Source organism: Erwinia pyri, from assembly GCF_030758455.1.
GTDB lineage: Bacteria > Pseudomonadota > Gammaproteobacteria > Enterobacterales > Enterobacteriaceae > Erwinia > Erwinia pyri.
On sequence record NZ_CP132353.1, the window covers coordinates 157630 to 178064 of the forward strand.

Genomic DNA, 20435 nt, shown 5'->3' on the forward strand with positions numbered 1-20435 from the left:
TGTAGACCAGATAAAAGTTATTTTGAGAGGATCTTTCACTAAATATACATTACAACTTATACCAATCAGATTTAAACTTCAGATAAGATAAATCTTAAGCCAGTCACACTATTTTGGCGCTCTTTTCTGCTGCAAAAGGGGTTCTATGACGAGTGAAAAGCGTTTGCCGGTATTAACGGCGCCTGGTGAGGCACAGGATGATATTCGTGCGTTAGCCGCCGCCTTTTCTCTACAACGCTGGCACTATGTGGATATTTCCCGGCAGGAGCGCCTTGACGGCATAGTGGCCCGCTGGCCGCTGCTTGCCGAGCTGGCCACCGCCGCCTCTACTGAGGATCGGTAGTGCCGGTTATTGCTCTTCAGGGCGTGCGCGGCGGCGCAGGAACAACTTCGTTGACGGCGGCTTTTGCCTGGGCGTTGCAAACGCAGGGAGAGTCGGTGGTTGTCGCCGATCTCTCGCCGGATAATCAGCTACGCCTTCACTTTAATACCCGGGCCACGCACCCTCGCGGCTGGCTGCGTGCCGCGCTCGACGACCAGCCCTGGCAACAAAGCGCTCTGCGCTATGCGACAGGCCTGGATTTTATCCCGTTCGGCCAGATCAACGATCGGGAACTGATGACGTTTGTCAGCCAGCCGCTGGCATATGGCGGGCACTGGGCTGCCCATCTGGCAGAGCTACGCCACTCTTACCGCTGGATTTTACTGGACGTTCCCGCAGGCGCAACGCCCTGGACGCGTTCCCTGCTGACGCTGGCCGATCGGGTTATCAGCGTGGTGGTGCCGGATGCCAATTGCCATATCCGTCTGCATCAGCAGCGCTTCGCCGCCGGTAACCTCTTTCTGCTGAATCAATATTCCCCGCTCGTTAATTCCCAGCAGGATCTGCATCAGCTCTGGCTAAGCACGCTGGATAATCTGATCCCGCTCTCTGTCCACCGCGACGAAGCGGTAGCCGAAGCGCTGCTGAACAAACAGCCGTTTACGGAATATCGCCCGCAGAGTCTGGCGGCGGAAGAGATGATGACGTTTGCCAGCTGGGCGCTGATCAATCTGCGTGGGATACCGGCATGATGCTGCTGCGCTGGCTTCTGACCCCGGCGGTCTTCCTTGGCTTGCAGCAGCGCTACAGCGGATTTCGTCAGCAGGGTACCCCGGCTCTGACTGCCGGGCTGCACTGCTTCTGGCTGAGCCTGGCCTGGGCAGTGTTGAGGTTTGAACAGCCCGGCTGGCAAAAGATCAACGCTAACCGCCGCCGGTTCTACCCCCATATTTCGCCGGAAAGGCCACGCCCTGCAGACTGCTTGCGCTATGGCCTGCAAAGCCTCTGGCTGCTGCTGGTGATGCCGCTGGATAGCGTCAGCAGCAGCGAACGTTCGCCTGTTATTCCGCTACGAAGCTGGCGACAACGTGCCTTTCTCTGGCTGGATAAACTGCCCCAGCGGTTCGAAGAGCGGGGAATTGCCCGCAAAGCGGATCGCCACCTGAAAAGGCTGCCCTCCTGGCTACGTCAGGTGTTGCTTGGTGGCGCGATCCTCGTCGCCACCGGGCTGGCCCTGCTCTGTATCTCTCAGCCGTTTGACCTTGTTACCCAACTGATCTTTGTGCTGCTACTGTGGGGCGTGGCGATGGTGGTGCGGGGCATTCCGGGAAGGCTGCCCACCATGATGCTGATCGTGCTCTCGCTGACCATCTCCTGCCGCTACCTGTGGTGGCGCTATACCTCCACGCTGAACTGGGATGACCCGGTCAGTCTGACCTTTGGCGTGCTGCTGGTTGCGGCAGAAACCTACGCGTGGGTGGTGCTGGTGCTGGGCTATTTCCAGACGTTGTGGCCGCTGCAACGTCAGCCCGTGTCGATGCCGGAAGAGACGGCAAGCTGGCCCACCGTGGATTTATTAGTACCCACCTATAATGAAGCGTTAAGCGTGGTGAAACCGACGCTCTATGCTGCGCTGGGCATTGACTGGCCAAAAGAGAAGCTGACAATTTACCTGCTGGATGATGGTAACCGACCTGAGTTCCGTGAATTCGCGCAGGAAATTGGCGTGCAGTATGTGGCGCGAACCAGCCATGAACATGCTAAAGCGGGTAACATTAACCATGCGCTGAAAACCGTCTGTCGCAGCGAGTATGTTGCGATTTTTGACTGTGACCATGTGCCCACCCGCTCGTTCCTGCAGGTCTCGCTTGGCTGGTTCCTGAAGGATCCGAAGCTGGCGATGCTTCAGACGCCGCACCACTTCTTCTCGCCCGACCCGTTTGAACGCAATCTTGGCCGGTTCCGCCGCACGCCAAATGAGGGCACGCTGTTTTATGGTCTGGTGCAGGATGGTAACGATATCTGGGATGCCGCGTTCTTTTGCGGTTCGTGCGCCGTGCTCCGCCGTTCCGCGCTGGATGAGATTGGCGGTATCGCCGTCGAAACGGTGACCGAAGATGCGCATACCTCGCTGCGCCTGCACCGCAGGGGCTACACCTCAGCCTATATCCGTATTCCGCAGGCGGCCGGACTGGCTACAGAAAGTCTCTCCGCCCACATCGGGCAGCGTATTCGCTGGGCAAGGGGAATGGTGCAGATTTTCCGGCTGGATAATCCGCTGACGGGTCGGGGGCTGAAGCTGGTGCAACGGCTCTGTTATGCCAACGCCATGCTGCACTTTTTGTCCGGCATTCCCCGGCTGATATTTCTGCTGGCGCCGCTGGGCTTTCTGCTCTTCCACGCCTTTATTATCTTTGCGCCGGCGCTGGTCATCGCCATTTTCGTGCTGCCGCACATGATCCACACCAGCCTGACCAACTCACGCATTCAAGGGCGCTGGCGGCACTCTTTCTGGAGTGAAGTGTATGAGACGGTGCTGGCCTGGTATATCGCCAGGCCCACTACCGTCGCGTTGTTCAATCCGCATAAGGGCAAGTTCAACGTCACCGCCAAGGGCGGTCTGGTGGAAGAGCAGCATCTGGACTGGGTCATTACCCGACCTTACATGTGCCTGGTGCTGATTAATCTGGCGGGCGTGGCCGCAGCCATCTGGCGACTGCATTACGGGCCACCGCAAGAGGTGCTGACGATCCTGGTCAGCCTGCTCTGGGTGTTCTACAACATGATTATTCTGGGCGGCGCGGTCGCCGTATCGGTAGAGGCCAGGCAGATCCGTGAAGCCCATCGCGTTGAAATTGCGATGCCCGCTGCGCTGGCCCGGGCTGACGGGCATATGCTGCCCTGTACGCTACGGGATTACTCAGACGGCGGCGTGGGTGTGGAGATGAGAGAAGAAAACCAGCTCAGCGAGCACGATAAAGTTTATCTGCTGCTGCGCCGCGGTCAGCAGGAATTCAGCTTCCCCTGTGTGGTTCAGCGGACGTTTGGCCGCCGTGCCGGCATCCGTTTGCATGAGCTGACAACGGAACAGCACGTCGAATTTATTCAGTGTACCTTTGCCCGCGCCGATACCTGGGCGCTGTGGCAGGACAGTTTCCCTGAAGATAAACCTGTTCAGAGCCTGGCCGATATTGTGGTGCTGGGCTTCAGGGGGTATTTACGGCTTGCCGAACATGGTCCGGCTCCGTTGCGCGGGTTATTTACGCTGCTGACGAGGCTGGCAGGCTGGATAGCCTCTTTTTTCCCGAGGATCGTGAGCGGAACAGGCTCGCCATTACAGATGAAGAGAAGATGACGATAAAACCAGGTTGGTTCGCGGCATTATTACTGGGTATGACTTCGGTGGTGCAGGCCGCGCCGGAGACCCTTTCTCAGCCGGTATCGAGTACCTCATCGCCAGGCGCCGAGCCGGGCACCGCGCCGGCCGCTCCGGTGCGCAATGCGCTGACGAAGTTCTCTGAGATTGCGCCTCCGCCGGGCAACTTTACTCTGCTGGGTACCCGACCCCAGGGGCAGATTGAGTTTGGCGTGCGCAGCGATGAGGTGGTGACCAGGGCGTTGCTGAACCTCACTTTTCGCCCTTCGCCGTCGCTGATCCCCTCCCTTTCGCATCTTAAAGTTTATCTGAATGATGAACTGGCAGGCCTGGTGCCGATTGCTGCCGAACAGCTGGGGAAAACCAATCAGGTTCAGGTGCCGATCGACCCCCGTTTTATTGGCGACTTTAACCGCATCCGGCTACAGCTGGTGGGACATTACGCCAACATCTGCGAAAATCCGGCAAACAGCGTTATCTGGCTGGATATCGGCAAGGAAAGCACGCTGGATCTCTCGCTGCAGAAACTGCCGGTGAAAGACGATCTGTCGCACTTCCCGGAACCATTCTTTGACGCGCGGGATAACCGTCCCCTGTCTCTGCCGATGGTTTTTGCCGCGGCGCCTGATGTAGGCGAGCAGCGAGCGGCGGCGGTGCTCGCCTCCTGGTTCGGGACCAAAGCCGACTGGCGCGGGCAGACATTCCCGGTGTTTTACAACGCGCTACCTGAAATGCAGCATGCTGTGGTCTTCGCCACCAACGACAAACGGCCAGATTTCCTGAAATCGCTGCCGCCGGTAGAGAAACCCACGGTAGAGATGATCGACAGCCCGGGTAATCCGTATCAGAAAATGCTGCTGATCCTGGGGCGTGACGACAACGATTTGCTGACGGCGGTGCAGGGAATTGCGCAGGGCGAAATGCTGCTGCGCGGACAGACCTCCACTATCGACAGCGTGAAAGAGCTGGCAGCACGGCAGCCTTACGATGCGCCAAAATGGGTACGTACCGACCGCGCCACCACCTTTGGCGAGCTGCAGCAGTTCCAGGGCCAGCTTCAGGCCGATGGCACGCAGCCCGGCCCCATCTCCCTGACCCTGAAGCTGCCGCCGGATCTGTTTCTGGTGCGCGCACGCGGTATCGATATGGACATCAAATACCGCTATACCTCACCGGTGCAGGATGACGGATCGCGGCTGGCGGTGAACCTGAACGATCAGTTTGTGCAGGATTATGCGTTAACTACCAAACGGGACGAAGGCAAACAGCTGCTGCGCATTCCGCTGGTACAGGGTTTACTGGACGGTGGCAGGCAGCTCACCATTCCGGCGCTGCGGCTGGGCATGGTCAATCAGCTGCGGTTTGACTTCGACTACGCCAATACTTTTATTGGCGGAAGCTATAACAACACCACCAACGAAAGCCGTTGCGAGACCATTACTCCTGTTACCAACCATGCGGTGATTGACGCCAACTCCACGGTCGACTTCTCCGGCTATCGTCATTACATGGAGATGCCTTCGCTGGGCGCTTTTGCCAATGCAGGCTTCCCGTTCAGCCGCAGCGCCGATCTGGCGCAAACGCTGGTGCTGGTCAGTGGCCGGCCAGAGCCGGAAAAAGTCAGCGCGTTACTGAATGCGCTCGGTAACATCTCTGCCCAGACCGGCTATCCGGCGCTGAAGGTTCAGATTACCGATGACTGGAGCAAGGCGAAATCGTACGACGCTGACCTGTTGATGATCGGCACCTTACCTGCGGATATGAAAGGCGACGTGAACCTGCTGGTGGATGCGGCGAAAAGCTGGGTGAACAAGCCAAATCGCCAGACCGCCTTCTCAGGCGGCCTCTCCTCTCCTGAAGATCGCCAGGCAGAAAGCCAGACCACTATCAGCTCAACCGGCCCGGTGGCGGCGCTGGTCGGTTTCCAGTCTCCGTTCGCTGCCCAGCGCAGCGTTGTTGCTCTGCTGGCCGACAGCCCACAGGCCTGGTCACTGCTGAACGGGGCGCTGATCGACAGCGGCAAACGGGCCGCTATCTTTGGTTCCGCCTCGATTATACGCGACTCCGGCGTCAACAGCCTGCAGGTTGGCGAGACCTACTGGATCGGCCATCTTCCCTGGTATGAACGGCTGTGGAATGCGCTGGCCACGCATCCGATCCTGCTGGCGCTCTTTGCCGCCGTGGTGGTGGTGGTGTTTGCGCTGCTGGTCTGGCGCCTGATGCGCCGCGTAAGCCGTCATCGTCTGGGTGATGAGGATGACCGGGAGTGAAACGCTCGCTGCTAAGCCTGATCCTGCCGGTACTGCTGCTGCCGTTAAGCAGCACCGTAACAGCTGCGGAGCAGGTGCAACCGATTGAGTGGCTGCTGCAGCAGGTCAGGATTGGCGAAGCCACCAATAAATACGATCTGGTCAGCGCGTCGCTCTACCGGCTGGAGAAGATTGCGCCGGAAGATCCGCAGGTGCTGGCGGCGCAAATCCGCCTGGCGCTGCGTCAGGGGCAGCAGGAGAAAGCCCGCCAGCTGATGGTGACGCTGAAGGCCGTTTCCCCGGATTCGCTGGTGACCCGTCAGACTGAAGCCAGCCTGCTTTTACTCTCAGATGCGGGGCGGCAACAGCTGCAGCAGGCAAGGCTGCTCGCCACTGCCGGACGTCTTGCAGAAGCGCGTGCGCTCTACGATCGGCAATTCAACGGTATATTTCCTTCCAGTGAGATTGCCCTGGAGTACTGGCGGTTAGTGGCGCGGCTGCCGGGAGAAGAGACGCGTGCGCTGGCAGAGCTCTCTGCGCTGGACCAGCAGGCGCCAGGCAACATCAATGTCCGTATGGCGATAGCGCAGATGGAGCTGAGCCGCAATAATCCGGCGGCAGCGGTGAAGCAGCTTCAGGCGGTGGCAGCCGATCCTGCAGGAGAGATGCAGGCCGCCCAACTGTGGCTCAGCAGCATCAAATCCCAGCCGGTTACGGCGCAAAGCGTGGCGCAGCTGAAGGTCTACCTCGACACCTTTACCCACGACAAACCGCAGTCTGACGGCGTGGCTGAGCTTACCCGTCAGCAAAAAATGTTGGCCGATCCCGCTTATCAGCAGCGCCTGCGCGGACTGGCGATGATTGAGCAGGGTGAGGGCACCGCCGCAATTCCCGCATTACGTGCGGCGTTAAAAGCGGCGCCAGACGACCCCGATCTGCTGGGCGCTATGGGCCAGGCGCTGGCACGGGCAGATAACCGTGAAGCGGCCAATGACTATCTGCAGCGGGCTATAGCCGCAGATGCTCAGGGGACCGACATCGGCAAGTGGCGCAGTCTGCTGCAGTCCAACCAGTACTGGCTGGCGATTGCACAGGGGGATAAAGCGCTGACGGCGGGCGATCTGTCTCAGGCAAGCCGTCAATATCAGCTGGCTCACAGTCTGGATAACCAGGATGGCTATGCGTTGATCGGGCAGGGTGATGTGGCACAGGCGCGCAAGGATCCGGCCACGGCAGAAGAACTCTACCGGCAGGCCTTACGCAGCGATCCGGGTAATGCCACTGCCGTTCAGCGTCTTGCCGCGCTTTATCAGCAACAGTCGCCGCAAAAAGCGCTGGCGTTTATTAACGGGTTGTCGGCGGCGCAGAAAAGTTCTGTCAGCGCTACTCTCGCCAGCCTGCGCAGCAACGCGCTCAGTGGCGAAGGGGATCAGTTAGCCGAAGCTGGCAACTGGCCGCAGGCGGCAGAGAAATACCGGCTGGCACAGCAGGCTGCTCCGCAGGATATCTGGCTGAATTACCGGCTGGCAGGCGCGTTACGCCGCGCGGGTCAGCCTCAGGCTGCCGATGAACGGATGCAGGCCATGGCCCGACAGCAGCCTGACGAGCCCGCGCAGGTCTATGCTAACGCGCTCTATCTTTCCGGCAGCGATCGTGCCGATGCAGCGTTGGCACAGCTCCATGCCCTGCCGAAGGCGAAATGGGATCGCAACATGCAGGATCTCGCGGATCGTCTGGAAAACGATCGCAAGCAGGCACAAGCGGAAGCCCGGCTGGATGAGGTCGAAGCGCTGGTGGCGCGCAACCAGCTAAACACTGCCCATACGAAGCTCGGCGCACTGCCAGCGGATTTCTCTCTTCAGAGCGTGAACAGTGGGCGAAGAGTGGCAAATGCCTGGCTGGCTGCAGGAGAACCGCAGCAGGCCGCTACGATCTATCAGCAGCTGAAGCCGCTGGCCGCCAGAGAAGGCCCTTCGCAAAGCAGCTCGCTGCTCTATCGCGATGCGGCCAGGCTTGAAACCCTTCAGCAGCAGCCTCAGGCCGCCCGGGCTGATTACGCCCGCGCCATGGTTGCCAGCGGCATCACTCCCGTTCAGCCGGACTCTAATGAAGAGTATACCCGCCTGACCCGCAATGACGGGCGCGACGACTGGCTCAAACGCGGTATTCGTAGCGACGCTGCCGATCTCTATCGTCAGCAGGAGACCACGCTGACGCTGGAGGAGGACTATTCGCGCAACAAAGGGACGGGTGGTATCTCGGACTTTACTGCCCATACCACCATGATCGAAGCGGAAGCGCCGTTTTCTGTTGGAAAAGGTTTCTTCCGGCTCGATAACGTCGATCTCTCTGCGGGATCGTTTTTGCGCAGCAGCACGGGCACCATCGATGAAAACTTTGGCACCTGCGCCAGTGCCGACGCCGTTTGTAACCGGGATTTCCGGCAGCATCAGAACGGCACCAGCGTTGGCCTGGGCTACAGGAGCGATCGCTGGTCGGCAGATCTGGGCAGCACGCCGCTGGGGTTCGCCGTCACTAACTGGGTCGGCGGCCTGACATGGAATACCGATCTGCAGGACCTGGGGGTCTCGCTGACCGCCTCAAGACGGCCTATTTCCAGCTCATTACTCTCTTACGCTGGCGCACGGGACCCGAATCCGGCCAGCGGCAAGACCTGGGGCGGCGTGGTGGCGACCGGCGGCGCGCTTGGTCTGAGCTATGACCAGGGCAAAGCTAACGGCATCTGGGCCTCTCTCAGCGCCCATCAAATCACCGGCGAAAACGTAGCGGATAACTCCCGTGAGCGCATCATGGCAGGGTACTACTACAAGCTGATCAATGAAGATAACCGCCGGGCGACGATAGGCCTGAACGGTATGGTTTGGCATTACGCTCACGATCTGAGTGATTACTCACTGGGGCAGGGAGGCTACTACAGCCCGCAGCGCTATAACTCCATTGCCGTGCCGGTCACCTGGCGTCAGCGCACGGAAAACTGGTCTTATGATCTGGCCGGATCCGTGTCATGGTCCCATTCAGAAACCCGGGCAGAGTCGCGCTATCCGCTCGATTTTGGTTCTTTGACCCGCGACAACCCTAAAAGCAGCGACAGCAGCAGCAGCGGCTTTGGCTACACGCTGCGGGCGCTGGTGGAACGCAGGCTGACCTCGCACTGGACGCTGGGTATGGGTATCGACATTCAGCAGGCTAAGGATTATACGCCCAGCCATGGTCTGATCTATGCCCGCTACTCTATGGCTGGCTGGGAAGGCGATCTCAACATGCCTCCTGAACCGCTTACGCCATATGCCGATTTTGATTAACCGACCCCTCAGTTAACCGCTAATTACAGCGAATCATGCTAAGAAAAGGCCTAATCAGCAGGTTGCCTGACAGCAGGGCTTAACAAGCGGCTCCCTTACGATATACTCGGGGCAGTTTTTGCTGCCCCGGGCGGCAGCATCCAGAAATACGGAGATCAGGCTTGCGAGTCAGTCGTTCATTAACAATAAAACAGATGGCGACGGTTTCCGGCGTGGCTGCCGTGACCATCTCTGTTTTTATTGTCATTCAGCTTTTCCATTTTGTGCAGCAGCGCAGGATTGACTACGCCCAGCAGATGGAAAACGTTGCCCATACCGTGCGGGAACCGCTTTCTCAGGCCGTGTTAAAGGCTGATATTCCGCAGGCTGAACAGATCCTCAATTCGTTAAAACCGGCCGGGATCCTGGCGCGCGCAGAGGTGGTGTTACCGAATGGATTGCAGGCGCTGCATACTGATTTCGAGCCTGAAAAACCGGTGCCTGAATTTATCGCCACGCTCTTTGAACTGCCGGTGAAGATCACCGTGCCGCTCTATTCCCTGGAGCCAGCCAATCCCAAACCGCTGGCGCTGCTGGTGCTGCAGGCTGACTCCTGGCGAGTCTATCAGTTTATCCTCAGCGCCATATCGACCATGGTCACCACCTATCTGCTGCTGGCGTTGATCCTCTCTGTCGCCATCAGCTGGTGCATCAACAAACTGATCGTTCGCCCGCTGCGCAAAATTGCCAACGAGCTGCAGGATCTGCCGCCGCAGGAGGCGATTTCCCATCAGCTTACCCTGCCTGACCGCCATCGGGATGATGAGCTGGGAATGCTGATCCGCAGCTACAACCGCAACCAGCAGGTGGCGGAAGCGGTGCACGATGAGATGAGCCGCCTGACCACGCGGTTTGCGCTGACTAATCTGCCCAACAAAACGCTGTTTCTGGCGCTGCTGGAGCAGCATCTTGCTTCTGTCCCCAGTGACGAGTCGTTCACCGTGATGGTGCTGCGTATTGAAACGTTGCTGGAGGCGAATGGTGTGGTGCTGGACGAGCAGCGTAATACGCTGCTGCTGACCCTGCTGGAAAAAATTCGCCACTGCATTGATGACCAGACCGTAGTGGGTCAGCTCTCCGGCAGCGATTTTGTGCTGTTGGTCAAACGCGCCAACAAACCGTTCCGCGCAATGCGGCTCGCCAGGCTGCTGTTGATGCGGCTGAATCAGCCCGTGGCGTTACAGGAGATGCATCTGCGCCCCAACGTCAGTATCGGGCTGGCACAGCGGGAAGCGAGCACGCTTACCGCCTCCGAATTTCTCAGCCGGGCCGCTTCCGCCATGATGTCTGCCCGCCATCAGGGTAAAAATCAAATTCTGTTCTATGATCCGCTGATGATGGAGCGCGCTCACAAGCGCATGACGCAGGAGCATGACATTTTACAGGGGCTGGAAGAGGAACAGTTTACGCTGTTCCTGCAGCCGCAGATTGATATGCGCAACGGCAAACTGGTCGGTGCTGAAGCGCTGCTGCGCATGCGTCAGCCGGACGGTAGCTGGGCCTTGCCGGAAGATCTGATCGTCAACGCGGAAGAGATTGGCGTGATCGGCGCGCTGGGCCGCTGGGTCTTTGAAGAGTCCTGCCGGGTACTGGCCGCCTGGCAGAAGCACGGCATTACCCTGCCGCTCAGCGTCAATCTCTCTGCGGTGCAGCTGCGTGAACCGGATATGGTGTCGCATCTTCAGGAGTTGATTCGCCGGCACCAGATCGCGCCCGGCAGCCTGATACTGGAGATCACCGAGACGGCACAGGTGGGCGAACCGGAGCAGGCGTTGCGGCTGTTAAGCGAATTGCAGAAGGCGGGGGTTTCCGTGGCGCTGGATGATTTCGGCATGGGTTATGCCAACCTCAACTGGCTGAGCCAGTTTAAAGCGTTACCGATCAGCAAGCTGAAAATGGATCGCAGCTTCGTCTGCATTCTGCCGGATGATGACACCATGGTGCGCATCGTGGCGGCGATAGCTGAGATTATCAAGCTGGATGTGATAGCCGAAGGGGTGGAAACCAGCCAGCAGCGCGACTGGCTGCTGGCCCGTGGCATTTATATTGCCCAGGGCTACCTCTATTCCGGGGCGCTGCCGTTGGCCGTTTTCAATCAGAGATACCTCGGGTTGCAGGCTGACTGACTCCTTTCGGCACGGGATAATCCCCTGTGGTATCAATCCTTAAGGCAAACCTGCTTTTGCTGACGTGATTCAGCTCATAAAACGGCGCGCTGCTGCGGCGCAAAGCAGGCCAACTTATATCAATCCCGTTAACAGAGTGTTATTTTCGCGCAGAAGGTTACGTATAACTACAGCGAATTCGCCTGCCATCCAGCCGTTAACGGACATTTTATGAAAACTTCCCTTTTTAAAAGCCTCTATTTCCAGGTGATCACAGCCATCGCCATCGGCGTGCTGTTAGGGCACTTCTACCCAGAGTTGGGTGCTCAGATGAAGCCTCTGGGCGATGGGTTTGTGAAGCTGATCAAGATGATCATTGCGCCCGTCATTTTCTGTACCGTGGTCACAGGGATTGCCGGTATGGAGAGCATGAAAGCCGTAGGCCGCACCGGTGCCGTGGCGCTGCTCTATTTTGAAATTGTCAGTACTATCGCGCTGATTATCGGGCTGGTGGTGGTCAACGTGCTGCAGCCTGGCGCTGGCATGAATATCGACCCGGCTACGCTGGATGCTAAAGCGGTAGCGGTTTACGCTCAGCAGGCAGAACAGCAGGGCGTGGTCGCTTTCCTGCTGGACGTTATCCCTAACAGCGTGATTGGCGCGTTCGCCAGCGGCAACATTCTTCAGGTGCTGCTGTTTGCCATTATGTTCGGTTTTGCCCTGCATCGTCTGGGCGACAAAGGCACGCTGGTCTTTAACTTTATCGAAGGTTTTTCAAAGGTTATCTTCGGTATCATCAACATGATTATGCGCCTGGCGCCGATTGGGGCCTTCGGGGCGATGGCGTTCACCATTGGTAAATATGGCGTGGGATCGCTGGTTCAGCTCGGTCAGCTGATTATCTGCTTCTACATTACCTGCCTGCTGTTTGTGATTGTGGTGCTGGGGCTGATTGCACGCTTTACCGGCTTTAACATCTTCAAATTCATCGCCTATATCAAAGAAGAGCTGCTGATTGTGCTGGGTACCTCTTCGTCCGAATCCGCGCTGCCGCGCATGCTGGATAAGATGGAGAAGCTGGGCTGTAAGAAATCGGTGGTGGGGCTGGTTATCCCAACCGGCTATTCGTTTAACCTCGATGGCACCTCGATTTACCTGACCATGGCAGCGGTGTTTATCGCTCAGGCGACCAATGCGCATATGGATATCTGGCATCAGATTACCCTGTTGGTGGTGCTGCTGCTCTCTTCCAAAGGGGCGGCTGGGGTCACCGGAAGCGGCTTTATTGTGCTCGCGGCTACGCTCTCTGCGGTAGGCCATCTGCCGGTAGCAGGCCTGGCGCTGATCCTCGGCATAGACCGCTTTATGTCTGAAGCGCGTGCGCTGACCAATCTGGTAGGAAACGGCGTTGCAACCGTCTTCGTGGCTAAATGGGTCGATCAGCTCGATGAGAAGCAGCTGAAAGAGACGCTCTCAGGCGGAAATAAGGCTAAAAAGCTGCCCGATTCGCCGATGTAAGCGTTTAATTCACGAAATATCTTCTCAAATGCCCGCCGCGACTTGCCCTCGCGGCGGGCATTTGCATAATAACCCCCCAGAGATTTTTATCATTTTTCACTCCGTGGTGGGACATCCCCGCCAATATGTGGTCTAAGAAGCTGTTCCGTTAAAAAACAGCGGCTTCCCTGAGTTATCCTTCCCGTAGATAGCCCCAGGCCGTAGATCGCCAGTGATTTTTTTTGGTTTGTGATTGAGTAGGGGTTCACATGCAGGGCACCAGAATTCGTCTTTTGGTTGGTGGAATATTGCTGGCTGCTGCCAGCAGCACTGTGCAGGCTGAAACACTCCAACCCGATCCCGCCTGGCAGCAGGGAAAACTGGATAACGGTTTTAGCTGGCAGGTTTTAACAACGCCACAGCGTCCCAGTGACCGCGTTGAAGTTCGCTTACTGATTAATACGGGTTCATTACTCGAAAATACCCAGCAGACAGGGTACAGCCATTTATTGCCGCGTATGGCCCTGGTGCATAACGCGAAGCTCGATCCTGCCCAGCAGCGCTCACTGTGGCAGCAAAGTATCGATCCCGATCGCCCTCAGCCGCCTGCCATCACCTCTTATGATTTCACCCTTTATTCCCTCAGCTTGCCCAATAACCGGCCTGAGATGGTGAAAGAGGCGATGAACTGGCTGGCTGCCACCGTGGGCGACATGACCATCAATGAGCAGACTGTTAATGCCGCTCTCGGGGCGGATGATCCAATTGCCACCTGGCCCGCCAATCCGCAGGATGTCTGGTGGCGCTACCGGCTGAAAGGCTCAACGCTGCTGGGGCACGACCCGGCAACGCCGACCACCGCGCCGGTTGATATTAAAAAGCTTAACGACTTTTATAAGCAGTGGTACACGCCAGATGCGATGACGCTGATGGTGGTGGGCAACATTGAAAGCCGCGGCCTGGTAGAGCAGATCAACAAAACCTTCTCTTCGCTGCAAGGCAAGCGGGATGTTCCTTCACCGGTGCCTACCCTTTCGCCGCTGCCCCCGCAGCCGATAAGCCTGGTGAATAATAATCTGCATCAGGATCGTCTTTCTCTGGTGTGGGATACGCCGTGGCAGCCGATCCGCGATTCGCAAAATCTGCAGCGCTACTGGCAGAGCGATCTGGCCCGTGAAGCGCTCTTCTGGCATGTTCAGCGCGTACTCAGCGCCAGCAAAGCGCAGAAGGTTCAGGTTGGTTTTGACTGCCGTGTGCTCTACCAGCGCGCCCAGTGCGCCATTAACCTGGATGCGGACAACACCACGCTGCAAAGTAACCTGAATCTGGTGGCGCGCGAGATGGCGAACATCCGCGACAATGGCCTGCCGCAGGAGGAGTTTGACGCGCTGATGGCGCAGAAGACTGCCGAGCTGAATAAGCTGTTTGCCACCTATGCCCGTACCGATACCGACGTGCTGATGAGCCAGCGCTTACGTTCCCAGCAGAATGCCGTGGTGGATATCGCGCCTGAGCAGTATCAGAAGTTGCGGCAGAGCTTCCTCTCTGGGCTGACGCTACAAATGATGAATCAGGAACTGCGTCAACAGCTGTCGCAGGATCTGACAATGCTGCTGATGCAGCCGCAGGGGGAGCCGGAAACGAACGTGCAGTCGCTGGAAGAGAGCTGGAAGAAGATCATGGCCCCGGCGCCGGATGCCGCAGCCGTCGCGGTTGATGATACCAAGCCAGAGGTTTCTGATATCCCCGCTTCACAGAACTGACAGAGGCCCTCAACCCCGTTCACCAGTGGGACGGGGTTTTCTTTATGCAGATATTCAGCAGCATCTTCAAGATTCTTTCTGGCTATCCTTAGCCATTTGATTTCCAAAAGTAGATGGAATTTCTCACCACACCCGCGCGCGCAGCCACTCGTTAACCAGCATCGGCCAGCTGGCCAGCGGCAGATCGGCTACGTTGCGAATGCCGAAGCCGTGGCCGCCTTTCTCATAAAAATGGAGCTCGCTGGAAACCTTGTGTTCCCGGAGCGCGCTGAACATCACCATGCTGTTGTTGATCGGCACCGACTCATCATTTACGGCGTGGATCAGCAGAGTTTGCGGGGTCTGTTCCGTTACGCGGGTTTCCATCGAATAGGCATCAATTTCACGCTGGGTAGGGTGTTCACCCAGCAGGCGCAGGCGCGATCCCTGATGCGCCAGCCCTTCACGCATGCTGATAACCGGGTAGATCAATACCATTGCATCCGGACGGGCGGCGAGCGAGTCGGCGATATCCTGTACCGGATAGAGCTTCTCACTGAAACGCGTGCCGACGCTGGCGGCGACGTAGCCCCCGGCGGAGAAGCCCATCATCACAATACGTTTGCCGTTCAGGCCACGCGCTGCACGATGGCGCAGCACGCGTACTGCCCGCTGCGCATCCGCCAGCGGCGCATCGGCCGCTTCATGGTGTCCATCCTGCGGAAAACGGTAGGTCATTACCGCCAGCGTATAACCCATTGCGGTAAAGAACATCGCCAGCGCGCTGCCCTCTTTATCAATCATGATCTTTTCAAAACCGCCGCCCGGCGCCACCAGCAGCGTGATGCCGTTTGATTTGTTCTCTTCCGGGTACCAGAAGGCAAGCTCAGGACAGCGCACGCCGCTGGCTGCGCGATCGTAGGGTTCATATTCTTTGGCTAAATCGATAATTTGTGGGCTGACCCGGGAATCGCTGGCACCCGGGGCATCACCATGAGGCCAGATATTTATTATTTCGGTTTTCACAGGCGCTCCTCTCTTGCATTAATTAAGTATAGACGAGCCTGGCCGAAAATAGTTTTTATCAGTTCGTCTGGCTGCATTAAAACAAACATTGCCAATTTATTATTAAGTCGTCCAGCATTCCCGACGCAGAGCCGCCAGTTTCAGACTATGCCCAGAAAAGATTTATTCTGGTTTTTAGTTTTGTTACCCTGCTGTTTTAAAAAGAAATTGCTAAACCAGCCTGCAGATAAACAAAAGCGGTTAAAACGATTTTCTCACTTTCTCAATATATTCAGGTTATTATGATTTTATCCGCAGGCGGGTGGTACTGAATTAAGATTTAACTCATTCAATTGATTAACTGTTTGCGGGCGGGCGCGCTGCTTATTTCACTCTTAATGGCCGCAGGTATTAATTCGACCAGAGCGTGTTATTTGCTGAATTTTATTATCATTCGGATAATAAAAGGCATAAAGCCAAATAAAAGTCAGCTTGCGCTGGTTATTTGACTTTATGCCGGAGAGTTAACAGCAGACAGGGTGGTGAAAGGTTGATCGCCCGCCTGTTTATGCAACCTGAAGCAGTCAGTCAGGCATTGCCGCCAGTGGAATAATCGCCCCACGATGCTGAATAACCGTACTGGCTGTCAGATGACCGCGACGTGCCGCATCGCTCGCGCTGCCGCCGCTCAGGCGGACCGCCAGATAGCCGGCACTGAATGAATCGCCCGCGGCCGTGGTATCCACCACGCTGCTCGCGGGAAGAGTGACAGCAGGGATCTCCAGCAGCGGCTGCTCCGGCAGCGAAACCAGACAGGACTCTGCACCCCGTTTAATCACCACTTCACTGACGTCAGCGGCGTGAGTACGGGCAATCACCTCTTCAACAGCAGACTCTCCCCACAATAGCGTTTCATCATCCAGCGTCAGGAAAGCGATATCGGTAGAGGCCAGCATCAGCCGGTACGCAGCCCGGGTCACTTCAACAGAGGGCCATAAGCGTGGGCGATAGTTATTATCAAAGATAATTTTTCCGCCATTCAGCCGACAGATGGCGAGCAGCGCCATCAGCTTTTCCCGGCTCTGCGGGCTGAGAATGGCCAGGCTGATGCCGCTGAGATAGAGGTAATCATACTCCGCCAGCTGCTGGCAGATGGCCTCTGCCCGATCGCTTTCCAGCCAGAAACGCGCGGCGGCATCGTTACGCCAGTAGTAGAACGTACGTTCGCCCCGGGGATCGGTTTCAATCACATAGAGGCCGGGAAGCTTATCTTCCATTCGCTGAATAAGCGAGGTGCCCACCTTTTCCTGCTGCCATGCGGCGATCATCTCACTACTGAAGCTGTCCGTGCCAAGCGCGGTAACGTAATCCACGCCAAGACGCGCCGGGTCAACCTGACGGGCGATATAGACCGCGGTGTTCAGGGTATCGCCCCCAAACCCCCGGCTCAAATCATGCTCTTTTTGCGACAGTTCAATCATGCACTCGCCCAATACGGCGATTTTTTTCTGCGTCATGGGAGTCCACTCCTCACTCAAAGTTGATTCAGTTTCGCCGTCGTGGCGGGCAGAGTCAATATTTTAAAACAGCGTTTTACTTTTAATAACTGGCCGTAGCGGGCAATTAACGCCCTCAACAGGGCTCTGTTTTTGGGATTGGGGCGAAGAGGATAAGCGAGAATAAAGGGGCTGCATGCGGGAGATCCCCCGATAAAGTTATCAGAGCTGATGCCGATATCTTTCAGGCGGGAGATCCGTTCTCTGGACGGTCTCATCATAAAAAGGATCAACTTAATGGTGCTGAAAAACATCAGCCACCGGCTTCCTCCCTCAGATGTTGCTAAAAAACAACAAGAAGAACGTCTCTATTGGCAGGAGTGCCAGCGCACCTATACGTTCCAGCCTATCTACCGGGTAACCGGAAGCCTGATGGCAATTGAGTTGCTTACTGCGGTATTTCACCCTTCCGCACCGGATCAGAAGTTATCGCCAGAGTGCTACTTTGCAGCGCTTGAGATCGACCATCGTCTGCATATTGTCACCGAGCAGCTTGAGCTGCTGGCGCAGTGGGAAGAGACCTTTACCAAAACGGGGATAGTGGCCTCAGTTAATATTGACGGGCCGACGCTGCTGGCCATCCAGCATCAAGCTACCCTCCGGCAGTTGATTGCCCGTTGTCCCTGGGTTCGCTTTGAACTGGTAGAGCATCACGTGCTGCCGCAGGAAGAGATTGTTGCACTTATGCCGGAGCTTGGGCCGCTGTGGCTGGATGATTTCGGCTGCGGCATGGCTAACTTCTCTGCGCTCACCGAACTGAAATATGACTACATCAAAATGGCACGCGAGCTGTTTATCATGCTGAGAAAATCAGATGAGGGCCGCAATCTGTTTAACATGCTGCTGGCGTTGATAGACCGTTACAGCAAAGGGGTCATAGTAGAAGGTGTGGAAACCCTGGAGGAGTGGAGACAGGTTCAGAATTCGCCTGCTTTTGCCGCTCAGGGCTACCTTTTTGCCCGCCCCATGCCTTTTGATCGGCTGGCGTCGTTGCCTCTGCAGCTGAACTGATGCCGTATCCTGTTCTCTCGACTATCTTTACAGAAGGCCGAAGCGAGCAAGGAGAAAGGATATGTCGCGTGCGGGAAAAATAATTAGCTGGGTTGTCGGGATCTTTTTGTTGCTGGTGATCGTGGTGGTGGTGATCATCGCTACGTTTGACTGGAACCGTCTTAAACCTACCATTAACCAGAAAGTCTCGATGGAAATTAACCGTCCTTTCGCCATTCGTGGCGATTTAGGTGTGACCTGGGAACGCAATCGTGATGAACCAGGCTGGCGCAGTTGGGTGCCGTGGCCGCAGGTGCATGCGGAAGATATCCTGCTCGGCAATCCACCTGAGATCCCGGAAGTCACTATGGTTCATCTGCAGCGTGCGGATGCGACTCTCTCCCCGCTGGCGCTGATGGGTAAGGAAATCTTTATCCCATGGATCAAGCTGACGCAGCCTGATGCACGTCTGATCCAGACGGCGGATAAAAAGAACAACTGGACCTTTAATCTTGCCGGCAGCGATAAGCCGGATGCAAATCAGGCGCCTTCTGCCTGGACCTTCCGCCTTGACAACATTATGTTTGACCGGGCCCAGATTGCCTACCGCGATGCGATAAACAAGGCTGATGTGCAGGTAACCGTGAACCCGCTGGGTAAACCGGTGCCCTATGTGCAGGTGGCAGGCAGCAAAGATGATAAAAGCCAGAAAGGCGCCTCTGATTTTGTCTTTGGCTGGAAAGCCGCCGGGACTTATAACGATGAGAAGCTGACCGGTGACGGTAAAATCGGCGGTATGCTCTCGCTGCGCAGCAAAACCAACCCTTTCCCGCTGGAGGCGGACGTACGCAACGGCACCACGCGGGTACAGGTTGGCGGTACCTTACAGGACCCGTTAAACCTTGGAGGACTCAATATCCGCTTACGTTTCTCTGGCGATACGCTGGGCAACCTCTATGGTTTGACCGGTGTTCTGCTGCCTGATACTCCTCCTTATGAAACGGATGGTCATCTGATTGCCCGTTTCCAGCAGAAGGGGGGACCGGTATTCCGTTATGAGAACTTCAACGGCCATATCGGCGACAGTGATATACACGGCTCCATGACCTATACCCAGAGCAAACCGCGTCCCAAGCTTGAAGGCTCTCTGGAGTCAAAACAGTTGAGAATGGCCGACCTGGGGCCGTTGATTGGCGTGGACTCAGGTAAAGGAAGCGGAAAAACCGGGCAGGCAAAAAACAAGCGCGGTGAGGATGCCAGCCAGCCTGCAGACCGCGTATTACCGCATGATAAGTTTAATACCAAAAGCTGGGACGTGATGGATGCTGACGTTAAATTCAGCGGCAAGCGTATCGAGCACAGCAATTCGCTTCCGCTCAGCGATCTCTACACGCACCTGGTACTGAAAAATGGCAGTTTATTGCTGGATCCGCTGCGCTTTGGCATTGCCGGAGGCAACCTCAACTCAACCATTCGCATGGAGGGGGATCGTACGCCGATGCGGGCGCGCGCCGATCTGCATGCGCGAAATCTGAAACTGAAGCAGCTGTTCCCGGATGTTGAAGCGATGCAAAGCAGTATGGGGCAGCTGAACGGTGATGCCACCCTGAGCGGTACCGGTAATTCGGTGGCGGATATTCTGGCGACCAGCAACGGCGACCTGAAAATGCTGATGAATGACGGCGTGATCAGCCGGAGCCTGATGGAGATTGTCGGACTGAATGTCGGTAACTACGTGGTGGGTAAACTGTTTGGCGACGACCAGGTCCGCATCAACTGTGCGGCGGCAGATCTTCAGGTCAACAATGGACTGGCCTCGACCAAACTCTTTGTTTTCGATACCGAGAATGCGGTCATCAACATCAGCGGTACCACCAACTTCGCCAACGAACGCATGGATCTGTCGATTGACCCGGAAAGTAAGGGCATCCGCATCGTCACGCTGCGTTCGCCGCTCTATGTGCGTGGCACCTTCAAGAACCCCGATGCGGGCGTGAAGGCAGGCCCGCTGCTTGCACGTGGTGCCGCAGCGGTAGCGCTGGGCACGGTAGTCGGCCCGGCGGCAGCTCTGCTGGCACTGATTTCCCCGAGCGATAACGAGGATAATCAGTGTACGAATGTGCTGCAGCAGATGAAGAAAAAATAGTGGGTAAGGGAACGGGTAAAACCGTTCCTGCTCTGAAACGGCTGCTGCATCAGAGGACGACTTTGTCGGACCGGATCAGGAAAGC

Annotated in this window: 13 protein-coding genes; 10 read left to right on the top strand and 3 right to left on the bottom strand. The window is 56.8% G+C overall.

The features are described 5' to 3' along the window. Positions 1-145 precede the first annotated feature (145 nt). The 8 genes from bcsR to Q3V30_RS00775 all read left to right on the top strand — a co-directional run bounded on the left by bcsR (position 146) and on the right by Q3V30_RS00775 (position 14674). The gene (gene bcsR / locus Q3V30_RS00740) at positions 146-343 is read left to right on the top strand and encodes a cellulose biosynthesis protein BcsR (RefSeq protein WP_306209528.1); all 198 of its coding nucleotides are present in this window, start codon (positions 146-148) and stop codon (positions 341-343) included. Continuing rightward, positions 343-1074: a cellulose biosynthesis protein BcsQ gene (bcsQ, locus tag Q3V30_RS00745; protein WP_306209530.1), complete on the top strand. Its 732-nt coding sequence runs from the start codon at positions 343-345 to the stop codon at positions 1072-1074. The genes bcsR and bcsQ overlap by 1 nt, the downstream gene beginning before the upstream one ends. Further along, positions 1071-3677 carry a UDP-forming cellulose synthase catalytic subunit gene (gene bcsA / locus Q3V30_RS00750; protein ID WP_306209532.1) on the top strand — a complete coding sequence of 869 codons (2607 nt, stop codon included), beginning with the start codon at positions 1071-1073 and terminating at the stop codon, positions 3675-3677. Before bcsQ ends, bcsA begins: the two co-directional genes overlap by 4 nt. After that, positions 3674-5968, top strand: a complete 2295-nt coding sequence (gene bcsB, locus Q3V30_RS00755; RefSeq protein WP_306209534.1) for a cellulose biosynthesis cyclic di-GMP-binding regulatory protein BcsB — start codon at positions 3674-3676, stop codon at positions 5966-5968. Before bcsA ends, bcsB begins: the two co-directional genes overlap by 4 nt. Then, positions 5965-9270, top strand: a complete 3306-nt coding sequence (locus tag Q3V30_RS00760; RefSeq protein ID WP_306209535.1) for a cellulose biosynthesis protein BcsC — start codon at positions 5965-5967, stop codon at positions 9268-9270. The genes bcsB and Q3V30_RS00760 overlap by 4 nt, the downstream gene beginning before the upstream one ends. Positions 9271-9431: 161 nt before the next feature. Beyond that, on the top strand, positions 9432-11435 hold the full coding sequence (gene hmsP, locus Q3V30_RS00765; protein ID WP_306209537.1) for a biofilm formation regulator HmsP: 2004 nt from the start codon (positions 9432-9434) through the stop codon (positions 11433-11435). 210 nt (positions 11436-11645) lie between these two features. Then, positions 11646-12932: a dicarboxylate/amino acid:cation symporter gene (locus tag Q3V30_RS00770; protein WP_306209540.1), complete on the top strand. Its 1287-nt coding sequence runs from the start codon at positions 11646-11648 to the stop codon at positions 12930-12932. 248 nt (positions 12933-13180) lie between these two features. Beyond that, positions 13181-14674, top strand: coding sequence for a M16 family metallopeptidase (locus tag Q3V30_RS00775; RefSeq protein WP_306209542.1), 1494 nt, complete (start codon positions 13181-13183; stop codon positions 14672-14674). Positions 14675-14797: 123 nt separating this feature from the next. Here the strand turns inward: Q3V30_RS00775 and Q3V30_RS00780 are convergent, their stop codons facing one another. The 3 genes from Q3V30_RS00780 to Q3V30_RS00790 form a co-directional block, all read right to left on the bottom strand. Further along, the gene (locus Q3V30_RS00780) at positions 14798-15679 is read right to left on the bottom strand and encodes an alpha/beta hydrolase (RefSeq protein WP_306209544.1); all 882 of its coding nucleotides are present in this window, start codon (positions 15677-15679) and stop codon (positions 14798-14800) included. A gap of 563 nt (positions 15680-16242) precedes the next feature. After that, positions 16243-17175: a 2-dehydro-3-deoxygluconokinase gene (kdgK, locus tag Q3V30_RS00785; RefSeq protein WP_306209546.1), complete on the bottom strand. Its 933-nt coding sequence runs from the start codon at positions 17173-17175 to the stop codon at positions 16243-16245. Positions 17176-17192: 17 nt separating this feature from the next. Beyond that, positions 17193-17468 (bottom strand): hypothetical protein, encoded by a 276-nt coding sequence (locus Q3V30_RS00790; RefSeq protein WP_306209547.1) that lies wholly within the window; start codon positions 17466-17468, stop codon positions 17193-17195. Between Q3V30_RS00790 and pdeH the strand changes: the two genes are divergently transcribed. Both pdeH and Q3V30_RS00800 read left to right on the top strand, forming a co-directional pair. After that, positions 17452-18225, top strand: a complete 774-nt coding sequence (gene pdeH / locus Q3V30_RS00795; protein ID WP_306209549.1) for a cyclic-guanylate-specific phosphodiesterase — start codon at positions 17452-17454, stop codon at positions 18223-18225. The genes Q3V30_RS00790 and pdeH overlap by 17 nt on opposite strands. Before the next feature lie 61 nt (positions 18226-18286). Continuing rightward, positions 18287-20350, top strand: coding sequence for an AsmA family protein (locus tag Q3V30_RS00800; RefSeq protein ID WP_306209551.1), 2064 nt, complete (start codon positions 18287-18289; stop codon positions 20348-20350). Positions 20351-20435: the final 85 nt, after the last annotated feature.

Bases quoted from the DNA above. Each gene is read 5' to 3' on its own strand.
- bcsR (WP_306209528.1), top strand. From the start codon at position 146: ATGACGAGTGAAAAGCGTTTGCCGGTATTAACGGCGCCTGGTGAGGCA.
- bcsA (WP_306209532.1), top strand. From the start codon at position 1,071: ATGATGCTGCTGCGCTGGCTTCTGACCCCGGCGGTCTTCCTTGGCTTG.
- bcsB (WP_306209534.1), top strand. From the start codon at position 3,674: ATGACGATAAAACCAGGTTGGTTCGCGGCATTATTACTGGGTATGACT.
- Q3V30_RS00770 (WP_306209540.1), top strand. From the start codon at position 11,646: ATGAAAACTTCCCTTTTTAAAAGCCTCTATTTCCAGGTGATCACAGCC.
- Q3V30_RS00775 (WP_306209542.1), top strand. From the start codon at position 13,181: ATGCAGGGCACCAGAATTCGTCTTTTGGTTGGTGGAATATTGCTGGCT.
- kdgK (WP_306209546.1), bottom strand. From the start codon at position 17,175: ATGACGCAGAAAAAAATCGCCGTATTGGGCGAGTGCATGATTGAACTG.
- pdeH (WP_306209549.1), top strand. From the start codon at position 17,452: ATGGTGCTGAAAAACATCAGCCACCGGCTTCCTCCCTCAGATGTTGCT.
- Q3V30_RS00790 (WP_306209547.1), bottom strand. From the start codon at position 17,468: ATGTTTTTCAGCACCATTAAGTTGATCCTTTTTATGATGAGACCGTCC.
- Q3V30_RS00800 (WP_306209551.1), top strand. From the start codon at position 18,287: ATGTCGCGTGCGGGAAAAATAATTAGCTGGGTTGTCGGGATCTTTTTG.